The following is a 9,405-nucleotide window of genomic DNA, read 5'->3' as shown; positions in this document are numbered from 1 at the left end:
CGCCTGGCTCCACCACTACAACCACCACCGACCCCACACCGCCACCAACAAACTCCCACCCATCACCCGCCTAACCAACCTCCCTGGGCAGTACAACTAGGTCAGACTGTGTGCTCGTGAGCACTCAGTCCGACCTTGCGGAGACCAACCGGCTGGAAGCGTTCAGCGACGGGGTCTTCGCGATCGCGATCACCCTCCTCGTCCTCGAGTTGCACAGTCCCGAGCTCGAGGAGGGGCAGCGGCTGTGGCCGGCGTTGCTGGCCGAGTGGCCGCAGTTCGCGGCGTACCTGACCAGCTTCGCGATCCTCGGCATCATGTGGGTCAACCACCACTCGATGTTCCGCCAGATCCAGCGCGCGGACCGCGGGCTGATGTTCCTCAACCTGTTGCTGCTGCTGTGGACGACGCTGCTGCCGTTCCCGACCAGCCTGTTCGCCGAGCACCTCGAGGACCACTCGATCAACGCCAACGTCGCGGCCGCCGTCTACAGCGCGAACCTGACGCTCGCGGCGATCGCGTTCAGCCTGATCTGGTGGCACGTCCTGCGCCACCACCTGGTCGAGCACGAGATGACCAAGTCGCAGATGCGCAGGTCCCTGGTCCGTTATTCGATGGGGACGGTGGTCTACGGAGCCTGCATCGGCATCTCGTTCATCTCGGCCCAGGCAACGCTGCTGATCGTCTTCCTGCTCGCCCTGTACTACGGCTTCGAGCAGGTCAGGACCCGCTCCTGAAGTCGGTGTGCCGTTGGGCCCAGAGCGCGGCCTGGGTTCGATCGGAGACGCCGAGTCGATGGAAGATGCTGGTCAGGTGCGCCTTGACGGTCCGTTCGCTGATACCGAGGCGCTGGGAGATGGTCCGGTTCGGCAAACCGGAACCGAGCATCTCGAGCACCTCCTGCTCACGGGTCGTGAAGCTGATCTCCTGAGGTGACAGGCGCCTGCTGGTCAGGAATTCATGGGCCGCCTTCGGATCCAGCGGCGAACCACCGGCGACCACTTCACGGATCGCGGTGAGAATCGCGTGTGCGCTGCTTTCCTTCAGCAGGTATCCCTCTGCCCCCGCGTCGAGCGCGGCCATGATCCGTTCGTGGTCGCTGAACGAAGTCAGCACCAGCACGTGCGTGCCGGGATTCTCGGTGACGATGCGCTCGGTGGCGGTGACGCCATCGGTGCCAGGCATCGACAGGTCCATCAGGACGACATCCGGATGGAGGTCGGCGGCCATCGCGATGCCGGCGTCGCCGTCTGCTGCGGTGCCTACCGGGTCGAGATCCTCGGCGCCGGCCAGCAACTGGTGCAGTCCGGCGCGGACGATGTCGTGATCGTCGACGACCAGCACGCGAATCATCCGACCGGGACCTCGACGTCGACCCTGGTGCCCTGGCCCGGCGCGGCCCGGACCCGCAGTACGCCGCCGCAGGCAGTCACCAGATCGCCGATCGACTGCAGACCGAAGTGCCCGGCATCGTGTCGTTCCAGCAGCCGGGCCTGGTCGAACCCCTGTCCGTCGTCCTCGACGAGCAGCGTTGCCTGCCCGCGCCGGCGTCCGGCCTTGATCAGCACCTCGTGCGCGCCGCTGTGCCTGGCGACGTTCCGGACGGCCTCCTGGGCGGCGCGGAAGATCAGAGCCGAGGTGACGGGTGGCAGGCATTCTGTCCGCGACACCTCGAGCCGGACGTCCATGCCGGCACGTTCGAGGGTTCGGGCCAGACCGGTAAGCGCGAGGCCGAGTCCCGCGTCGACCAGGTCCGGTGGGTAGCTGTCGATCAACAGGGTTCGGAGATTGCCGATGCTGTGCCGCAGCCGCACGGCGCTGTCGGCGATCACCTCGCCGCGCTGGTCGGCGGACACCCCGCCCAGCTGCAGCCGCTCCAACGCGTAGTTGATTCCGGCAAGGTCCTGCAGCACCCCGTCGTGCAGCTCACCGATCAGCCGCCGGCGTTCGACGTCGCGGACGTACTGATCGCGGCGGCACAGCCGCTCCCGCTGTACCCGCCGGATTCGTTCGAGCAACATGCCAACTACGAGAATGGCCGGTCCCACAATTGCGGCCCGGCCCCAGAGAATGGCCCCCATCGTTCAGTCCCCCATTGTCCCCACTCCGGATGATAGGCGCATTCCGCCCGGCTGAGCAGATGTCGGGCGATTACGGAATTCGCTGTAGCTGGGGGTTTACGGCAAGCAACACAATCCGTGAGGTGCTAGCCCAAATGTGCAATGGCGCAAGGGTGATCGCACCGCGATGGTGGAAGGATGAAGGCGCCGCTGAGCCTCAGCGTGGCGGGCCCCTCGGTCCGTCATCACTCCCCGGCGCTGGCTGCTGCCGCGATTCTCGTCGTACTGCAGGTAGGCATCACGCTGTTGCGTCCGTGGCCGTTGGCTTTGGCAGTGGACCATGCCCTCGGGGGCAAACCGCTGACCGGGCGCCTCGCATTCCTGGCGGGGACGGCGCCGGCCAAGTTGCTGGTACTTGCGGGCGCCGCCTCCGTCGTTCTCATTGTGGCCGACGGTCTGCTCGAGATGGTGATCATGCGTACCGCCGAAGGCGCGGCCGAACGGATCGGCACCGCGCTCCGCGCCACCATGTTCGAGCGGGCGATGACCCGATCGCTGCGATGGCACGACCGGGTGCGCAGTGGTGAACTCGTGTCCCGGCTGACCACCGACGTGGGCCGGGTGCTGGACGGCGTGGTCGCGATCACCACGTCCTTCCTGCCCGACGCCGTGATGCTGGTCGGTGTCCTGATACTGCTGCTGGCCTTCGATCCCGGTCTGCTCCTGATCGGGCTGGCGGTGGTGCCGGTCCTGGCCGGACTGGCCGTGCGTCAACGAGCCCGGATCAGAGCCGCCCAGCAAACGGCCCGGGCGGAGTCCGGGCGGCTGGCCGGAGCGACGACCGACCTGCTGCGCAACGTTCGCGCGGTCCAGGCCTTCGGCCGGATCGACCACGCCGCCGGCGAATTCGCCCAGCGCAACAACGCCGTACTCGATGCCGAGCTGCACGCGATCAGGGTGGACGCGCGCTGGACACCGGTCGCCGATGTGCTGTTGGCGATCGGCTCGGCGCTGGTTCTGGTGGTCGGCGGTATGTCCGTGCTCGACGGCGCGATGACCGTCGGCGAACTCCTGGTGGTGACTGCCTACCTGCGTGACCTCTATTCCCCGGTCCGTGGCCTGACCCGTCTGTCGGCCGTACTGGCGAAGGCGGCGGCCAGCGCCACCAGGGTGCGGGAAGTGCTGGAGTGCGACGAGGCGGTCACCGACCGCGTGGGCGCCTGGACCGCGCCGCCACTGGCCGAGGATGTCCGTTTCGAGAAGGTCGGTTTCCGGTACGACCCGGACCAGCCGGTGCTCGACAACTTCAACCTCCGGATCGCCGCCGGCGAGACGGTCTGCCTGATCGGGCCGAGTGGGATCGGCAAGAGCACAGTCCTCCATCTCCTGCTCCGGCTGTACGAGGTCAACACCGGCAGGGTTCTGATCGACGGCGTGAACGTGCGCTACTGCAAGCAACTCACGGTGCGCAGCCGGTTCGCCTACGTGCCACAGGATCCCTGGCTGCTCGACGCGACCGTCGCGGAGAACATTGCCTTCGGCAACCCGGCGGCTACCCGCGCCGACGTACTCGAGGCCGGCCGCAACGCGCAGGTCGACGAGTTCATCGGCCGGTTGCCGCACGGCTACGACACGCCTCTGGGGGAGAACGGCGTCCGCCTGTCGGGCGGCCAGCGGCGCCGGATCGCCATCGCCCGCGCCGTGGTCTCCTACGCCCCGATGGTGCTGCTGGACGAGCCGACGGCATCGCTCGATCCCCGGTCCGCCGCCGCGGTGGTCAGGGCGATCCAGACCGCCACAGCGCATCGCACGGTCCTGGTCGTCACCCACGACCGTGATCTGGCCGCCATCGCGGACCGCGTCGTCAGTCTCACCGGCGCGACTGTCCAGGACCGGATCGCGAAGCCCTCGACCGTCACAGATCTCCGACAGCGAACGGCAAGAGGAAGGGGGTGAACATCATGCCGCGCATCGCACCGACGATGTACCACAAGCGGCACAGACGGCACCACAAGCACAGTTGCTCGCGGAGCCGTAGCTGTAGCCGTAGTCGTAGCCGTAGCCGCAGCCGCTGCTGAGGTTCGGCAGTCCGCCGGCCGTCGGAGGTCCGTCGGCCGGCGGTCCACGTCCGTTCTTTGGAGGAACACATGATCGACCCGGAGGACGGTCAACCGGTGTGGGAGTTCGCGGAAGGTGCCGCGCTCCCGGGCGGAAACCTCGCGATCGAACGCCTCGGCGTCGGCGTGCGGTGTGAGACCTGGCTGGTCTGGAGTCCCCGCCTGTGGAGCCCGGCGGTGCTCAAGCTGGCCCGTCCCCACCAGGTCGATCACCCGCGCGGGGTGCAAACCCTGTGCCGGGAAACGGCCGCCCTGTCGGGGAACCTGCACCCCTCGCTGCCACGCCTGTTGATGGACGGCACGAGGGATCAGGTGCCGCACATCCTGGTCGAGTACGTCGACGGTCCGGCACTGGACGAGGAGATCGACGAGAACGGCGCGCTCGCCGCGGAGGAGGCCGCGGTACTCGGTGCGCAACTGCTGCCCGCTGTCGCCTCGTTGCACCAGCGAGGTCTGGCCCATCTCGATCTCAAGCCGGACAACGTCGTACTGCGCGACGCCCGCCCCATCCTGCTGGACTTCGGGACCGCGCGGCCGATCGGATCCACCCAACCTGCGGGTCACCCGGTCGGCACCACGGGCTACGCCGCGCCGGAGCAGGAGGCGTGCGAACCGGTCTCGGCCGCGATGGACCTTTACGGATTGGGAATGGTGCTGGCCGAGGCGGTGACCGGCGCACCGTTCGCGGACGATGGCGAACTCCCGCAATCGCCGCTCGCTTCCGTCATCCGGCAACTGCTGGCCGAGCAGCCTGATGAGCGCGGCACGACAGCCGAGGTGCTGGTCGCCCTCGCGGAGGTGGCCGCGGAACTCAGGCCTTGGCCGAAGTGGCTGGATCGGTACGCCGGCGCTGGAAGTGCGTGAGCTGCGTTCCTGGAGCGATCGTGGTGCGGCCGGTCTCGACGTAGCCGCGGGACTTGTAGAGGTTGACGGCCGGGGTGTTGGCGGAGCCGGTCGAGACCAGGCTGACCGGTCTCGGCTCGAGCTGGTCGAGGTGGTCGAGTAGCGCCTTGCCGTGGCCGCGGCGGGCGTGGGCGGGGTCGACGATCAGGCGGGAGATCTCGACGGTGTCGTCGTCCGGGAGCTCGTAGGCGACCGCGCCGACCAGCAGGGCTCCGTCGTATCGGCCGAGCCAGTCCTCGGTGGACTCGACGAGGCCGGCCAGGTCTTCCTGGAGCGGCGGGATGCCGTCGAAGCCGATCAGCTCGGCCTCCACGGCGTACGCGGCGTGCTGGATCTGCAGCAACCGCTCGGCGAGGGTGTGGTCGGTGAGGTCGAGCGGCGTGATCACGCCGGCAAGATTACGCGGCCTTCCAGTAGCCGAGGGACTTGACGCGATGCTTCGGTACGGCGAGATCCTTCAGGACGTACGACGTGAGCGCGCGCGTCGTCGCGGTGTCGCAGGCGATCCAGACGAAGGTGTCGGGAGTGATGAGCTTCTCGAGGTCCGCCTTGACGTGGTCGACCATCTGCGACCGCGGGACCGTCCTGAGCTCGTGATGCTCCTCGGTGCGGAACGGCAGCTCCTGGTCGAGGTCGTGAGTGGTCTCGAACCAGATCGTCGCCGGCTGAACGTGCCGGCCTGGAGGTCCGGATCGACCAGCGTGTACGCGCGCTGGTGCGGCTTGCCCGCGTTCTCGAACCAGAGCCGCACCCACATCGTCGGGTGGACGCCGACCGCCTGCAGGAGGCCGCCGTCGGTGAAATGCACCCGGCGGTAGCGCTCGGTGACCTGTTCGGCACCCGTCACGGTGAAGACGAAGTCCTTCCCGCGGAACAGCTTGAGCACCACGCCTTCCCAGCCGTGCCCCACTCCACACCTCCGGCGACAATTGCTGTTGCGAGACGGATCGCTGCTTTGTAAGTTAGCGCAGCCTAACCTAACCGAAACGAGGCACGTTGTGAATGCGAGAGTGTTCCGGGACACGTACGGCGTGCCACATCTCCAGGCCGGCGACCCTCTCGCGCTGGTGTACCTGCAAGGTGTGAACGCTGCCCGCGACCGGGCCTGGCAGCTCGAACTCGAACGCCGGCGCTACCTCGGGACGAGCGCTGCGTTCCTCGGCGCGGAGGCCGCCGGGTGGGACGTCTTCGCGCGGCAGGCGCGCTTGGCCGACACGGCTCAACGCTGCTTCGAGGCGCTCGACGACGAGACGCGGGAGTGGGTCAGGGCGTACGTCGAGGGCGTGAACCATGCGCTGCCGGGTGGGGCCGCACGGGCGCCGGAGTTCGCCGAGACGGGGTTGACGCTGCAGGAGTGGGAGCCGTGGGCGCCGCTCGGGATCTGGCTCGCGGTCCACGTGCTGTTCGCCGGGTTCCCCACGAAGCTGTGGCGGACTCACGTCGCGCGGCATCTCGGCGAGGAGCACGTCGACCTCTTCACGTCGGAGGGGCCGCACGGCGCCGGCAGCAACGGCTGGCTGATCCCGGGATCGCACACCGCCTCGGGGCAGGCGATCGTGGCGGGCGATCCGCATCGGTACATCGAGAGCCCGGGCGTCTACCAGCAGATCCGGCTGACGTGCCCGGAGTACGACGTACTGGGGCTTGCCGTGCCCGGTATCCCCGGCCTGGCCCATTTCGGCCACACCGGCGGGGTTGCCTGGGCGATCACCAACGCGATGGCCGACTACCAGGACCTGTACGCCGAGCAACTCCGCCGGACCGCCTCCGGAATCGAAGCCCTGGGACCGGACGGCTGGAAGTCCGCCGCGGCGCACACCGAGGTCGTGGAGGTCGCCGGCGCCGATCCGCTCGAGGTCGAGGTGATCGAGACCGAACGCGGTCCGGTGATCATGAGCGGCACCGCGGGCGCCGGGGCCGGGTCGGCGACCTCGCTGCGCTATCCACCCCGGGTCACGGGGCGGCTTGGTTTCGAGGTGATGGCTCGGTTGCTTCGGGCAACCACCGTGGCCGATGTCGACTCGGCGTTCGACGAGTGGGTGGAGCCGGTGAATGTCGTGCTCGCGGCCGACACGGCGGGTGGGCTGCTGCACCGTACGGCGGGGCTCGTACCGCGGCGGCACCCGAGCAACAGGTTGCGCGTCGTGCCGGCGTGGGAGGCCGACCATCAGTGGGACGGGTGGCACGACCCGATGCCACGGGAAGCCGTGAACGGGCCCGCAGTGATGGCGAATGCGCGCGAGCTGGCGGCGTCACTGGGTGTCGAGTTCGCCACGCCCCACCGCGCCGACCGGATCCGTGAGCTGGTGAACGCCCGCACCGACTGGTCGGTCGACGACATGCCGTCCATCCACACCGACACGTTCCTCGGCTCGGCCGGCGCCGTTCTCGACCTCCTCACCGACCTCGACGACCTCTCCTCGCAAGCCGTTGCCCTACGCACCGAACTGCTCGCCTGGGACCGGCACATGGACGCCGCGAGCACGACGGCCTCGTCGTACTCGGCGCTCCGCACGGCAATCGTCTCGCGGCTCACCGACCACTTCACCGTCCTCGAGAACGCCGAGGTCACCGAGTTGTTCGCACCGTGGATGGATCCGCTGACACACGTTTCGTACGCCCTGGAGAACCTCGTCGCCGCCCGGCTCCCAGGGATCGACCTCACCTGGTTGGCGCGCGAGGCGCTGGAAGAGGTTGCGGCCCGGAGACCTCGGCCACCGTGGAGCGAGACGCATCAGCTCTCGCCGCTGCATGCACTGCGTGGTCCGGTGTTCGCGCGGGACGAGGAGCCGCTCGATCTCGGGCTGTCGGGCGATCACCACTGCGTCATGTCGACGTCGAGCCTGCCCGGTCTGACCGATGTCTGCATCCGCGCGTCGGCGGCTCGGTACGCCTGGGACCTGGCGGATCGCACGTCCAGCCGGTGGGTGGTTCCGCTCGGCGCGTCCGGCGTACTCGGGGATCCGCATCATCATGACCAACTGCCGCTGTGGTTGCGCGGGGCATTGGCTCGGGCGGTCGGTGCGACGGAGCGTGAGGATCGCAGCTACACCGTTGCGGTGGACGGCTTCGGCACGGTCCGCGTCGAGGAGGCCGATCCGGAGCGGGACCTCGACCTGATTCACGAGTGGGTGACGGCCGAGCGCGCGACGTACTGGGGTATGGGTGAGCGTTCGCGTGCGGAGATCGCGGAGATCTACGAGTTCCTGGACTCGGTGCCGACGCATCACGTGTACGTCGTGCGGCTGGACGGCGCGCCGGTCGCGCTGTTGCAGACCTATGACCCACAGGCCGATCCGGCGGGTGCGGCGTACGACGTCGAGGCCGGTGATCTGGGGCTGCACCTGCTGATCGCACCCGGCGACCCGCGGCCGGGCTTCACCGCCGGCCTGCTGACGGGCCTTGCGCAGTTCGTATTCGTGCACCTCGGGCATCCACGCCTGGTGGTCGAGCCCGACGTCCGCAACACGCGCGCCATCGACCGTTTCCACCGCACGGGCTTCACCCTCGGCCCCGAAGCCAAGATCCCCCAGCCCGACGGCACGACGAAGACGGCCCGGTTCGCCTTCCTGCGCGCCACCTCAGCTACTCGGTGATACCGTATAGTGGTACTCGGTGCTACGCAGTACTGGGAAGAGGACAGCGCGATGGATGACCTGACCGAGATGTTGAAGGGCACGCTCGAGGGGTGCGTGCTCGAGATCATCGGCCGGGAGGAGACCTACGGTTACGCCATCACGCGCCGGCTGAACGAGCTCGGCTTCGTCGACGTCGTCGAGGGGACGGTCTACACCATCCTGCTGCGACTGGAGAAGAACGGGCTCGTGCAGGTGACGAAGCGGCCGTCCGGGGTGGGGCCGCCGCGCAAGTTCTATTCACTCAAGGACGCGGGGCGCGACGAACTCGGCAGATTCTGGGCGAAATGGGACTACCTCTCATCGCGAATCGACAAACTCAAGGAGGGTGAGAGATGAGTTTCTGGGACACCATTACCGGCAACGACCTCACCAGGGAATACAAGGCGTTCGAGGTCCGGGCCGCGGAACTGCCGGCCGACTACCGCGCCGCGTGGGAACAGATCAAGGCTCACCTCTCGCCGTACGCGGGCTTCACGGGTCGCAACCTGATGCCGATCCTCGACGGCGCTCTGGGACTGCTCGAGGAGACGGCGGCGGACGGGCAGAGCATTCACGACGTACTGGGTGACGACGTGCAGGGATTCTGCGCGGCGCTGGCCGGCGGAGAAGGCGCCCGCACCTTTCGCGACCGCTGGCGCGCGCAATTGAACCGGAACGTCGCACGGAAATTGGGCCGGCTAGGAGGCTGAC

Annotated in this window: 10 protein-coding genes; 6 read left to right on the top strand and 4 right to left on the bottom strand. The window is 68.2% G+C overall.

The annotated features are described in order from the left end of the window. Positions 1-116 precede the first annotated feature (116 nt). The gene (locus tag ACIA58_RS10405) at positions 117-734 is read left to right on the top strand and encodes a TMEM175 family protein (protein WP_396403286.1); all 618 of its coding nucleotides are present in this window, start codon (positions 117-119) and stop codon (positions 732-734) included. On the opposite strand, the gene ACIA58_RS10400 is transcribed toward ACIA58_RS10405, so the two are convergent. Together ACIA58_RS10400 and ACIA58_RS10395 are read right to left on the bottom strand one after the other, a co-directional pair. Next, entirely contained in the window at positions 718-1,350 is a 633-nt protein-coding gene (locus ACIA58_RS10400) for a response regulator (protein ID WP_396403285.1), read from the bottom strand. The genes ACIA58_RS10405 and ACIA58_RS10400 overlap by 17 nt on opposite strands. Then, positions 1,347-2,018, bottom strand: a complete 672-nt coding sequence (locus ACIA58_RS10395) for a sensor histidine kinase (protein ID WP_396403284.1) — start codon at positions 2,016-2,018, stop codon at positions 1,347-1,349. The genes ACIA58_RS10400 and ACIA58_RS10395 overlap by 4 nt, the downstream gene beginning before the upstream one ends. Positions 2,019-2,255: 237 nt before the next feature. On the opposite strand from ACIA58_RS10395, the gene ACIA58_RS10390 reads away from it, so the two are divergent. Then, the gene (locus ACIA58_RS10390; protein ID WP_396403283.1) at positions 2,256-4,013 is read left to right on the top strand and encodes an ABC transporter ATP-binding protein; all 1,758 of its coding nucleotides are present in this window, start codon (positions 2,256-2,258) and stop codon (positions 4,011-4,013) included. A 191-nt stretch (positions 4,014-4,204) separates the two neighbouring features. Further along, positions 4,205-5,038: a protein kinase gene (locus ACIA58_RS10385; protein WP_396403282.1), complete on the top strand. Its 834-nt coding sequence runs from the start codon at positions 4,205-4,207 to the stop codon at positions 5,036-5,038. On the opposite strand, the gene ACIA58_RS10380 is transcribed toward ACIA58_RS10385, so the two are convergent. Next, positions 4,986-5,465: a GNAT family N-acetyltransferase gene (locus ACIA58_RS10380; RefSeq protein ID WP_396403281.1), complete on the bottom strand. Its 480-nt coding sequence runs from the start codon at positions 5,463-5,465 to the stop codon at positions 4,986-4,988. The genes ACIA58_RS10385 and ACIA58_RS10380 overlap by 53 nt on opposite strands. Positions 5,466-5,475: 10 nt before the next feature. Beyond that, on the bottom strand, positions 5,476-5,832 hold the full coding sequence (locus tag ACIA58_RS10375) for an SIP domain-containing protein (RefSeq protein ID WP_396403280.1): 357 nt from the start codon (positions 5,830-5,832) through the stop codon (positions 5,476-5,478). Between the two features lie 243 nt (positions 5,833-6,075). On the opposite strand from ACIA58_RS10375, the gene ACIA58_RS10370 reads away from it, so the two are divergent. From ACIA58_RS10370 to ACIA58_RS10360, 3 genes are read left to right on the top strand one after another with little or no spacing between them, the layout of a single operon-like run. Then, positions 6,076-8,673 (top strand): GNAT family N-acetyltransferase, encoded by a 2,598-nt coding sequence (locus ACIA58_RS10370; protein WP_396403279.1) that lies wholly within the window; start codon positions 6,076-6,078, stop codon positions 8,671-8,673. A gap of 51 nt (positions 8,674-8,724) precedes the next feature. Next, complete coding sequence (locus tag ACIA58_RS10365) at positions 8,725-9,051, top strand: PadR family transcriptional regulator (RefSeq protein WP_396403278.1); 327 nt, start codon at positions 8,725-8,727, stop codon at positions 9,049-9,051. Next, entirely contained in the window at positions 9,048-9,404 is a 357-nt protein-coding gene (locus tag ACIA58_RS10360) for a DUF1048 domain-containing protein (RefSeq protein WP_396403277.1), read from the top strand. Before ACIA58_RS10365 ends, ACIA58_RS10360 begins: the two co-directional genes overlap by 4 nt. The last annotated feature ends 1 nt before the right edge of the window (position 9,405 follow it).

It is taken from the genome of Kribbella sp. NPDC051586, from assembly GCF_044453965.1.
Classification (GTDB): Bacteria; Actinomycetota; Actinomycetes; order Propionibacteriales; family Kribbellaceae; genus Kribbella.
This window is presented reverse-complemented; position numbering and strand designations above follow the sequence as displayed.